This is a genomic window from Bacteroides caecigallinarum (assembly GCF_021531075.1).
In the GTDB taxonomy this organism is placed as follows: domain Bacteria; phylum Bacteroidota; class Bacteroidia; order Bacteroidales; family Bacteroidaceae; genus Phocaeicola; species Phocaeicola caecigallinarum_B.
The window spans coordinates 1-258 of sequence record NZ_JADYTJ010000172.1 but is presented as its reverse complement, the minus strand read 5'-3'; the positions used below and the strand labels follow the sequence as shown (position 1 = coordinate 258).

Annotated in this window: 1 rRNA gene; it reads left to right on the top strand. The window is 46.9% G+C overall.

Features of this window, described 5'->3' with window-relative positions:
• Positions 1-84: ribosomal RNA gene (locus I6E11_RS14945) — 16S ribosomal RNA — on the top strand; the annotation flags it as partial.
• Between the last annotated feature and the right edge of the window lie 174 nt (positions 85-258).

Sequence of the window (258 nt, the reverse complement as noted above, 5' to 3'; positions counted from 1 at the left end):
GAGCGCCCTAGGGTAACACTGGTAATTGGGGCTAAGTCGTAACAAGGTAGCCGTACCGGAAGGTGCGGCTGGAACACCTCCTTTCTGGAGAGATACCGTTAAGAAGGTTTGTCCTTCTTGTACTACAGACGCGTTTGTTTAGATAATAAATATAATATAAATACAGGAGGCAGGGGATGCCTGAGACAAAGGTTGGCCCCGGAAAAGCGGTCCGACTCCGTACCCTTCACATAAAAAAGATCTTTGACATGATGTAAC